The following is a 590-nucleotide window of genomic DNA, read 5'->3' on the forward strand; positions in this document are numbered from 1 at the left end:
GAGAAGTTTTGTCGCGGCGGTGTCGCTGTCGAAATGTCCGCGGTTCTTGGTGATTTTCCGGAGCTGGAAGTTGATGTTCTCGATCAGGTTTGTGGTGTAGACGATTCTGCGGAGTTCGGGCGGGTAGTCGAGGAACGGCGTGAAGTCGCTCCAGGCGTGCCGCCAGACTTGGATCGCGGCCGGGTATTGCGCACCAAAGTCTTTGTCGAACTGGTTGAGTGCAATTTCTGCTGACTCGAGTGTCGGCGCGGTGTAAATTTCACGCATGGCCGCGGCGACTTTCTTGCGGTCGCCGTAGGAGATGAACCGCATGGCGTTGCGGATCACGTGCACGACGCAGGTTTGGACCACGGTGTCGGGAAAAGCGCCGCGGATCGCGTCGGGCAGTCCGGTCAGGCCGTCGCAGCAGGCGATCAGGATGTCTTTCACGCCGCGGTTGCGCAGGTCGGTGACGACCTTGGCCCAGAACTTCGCCGCTTCGGTGTCGGCGATCCAGAGCCCGAGGGCGTGTTTGCGGCCTTCTATGTCCACGCCGACGGCCAGATAGGCGACCTTGGAGGTGACCACGCCCTTGTCCTTGACCCGCAGCC

1 protein-coding gene is annotated in these 590 nt (G+C 61.5%); it reads right to left on the minus strand.

Annotated elements, in window-relative coordinates:
* Positions 1–590 (minus strand): IS256 family transposase (locus tag ACFTOW_RS13240; protein ID WP_379916487.1); only part of this gene is annotated, 590 nt, incomplete at both ends.

The organism is Lacimonas salitolerans (assembly GCF_042677865.1).
Lineage (GTDB): Bacteria > Pseudomonadota > Alphaproteobacteria > Rhodobacterales > Rhodobacteraceae > Lutimaribacter > Lutimaribacter salitolerans.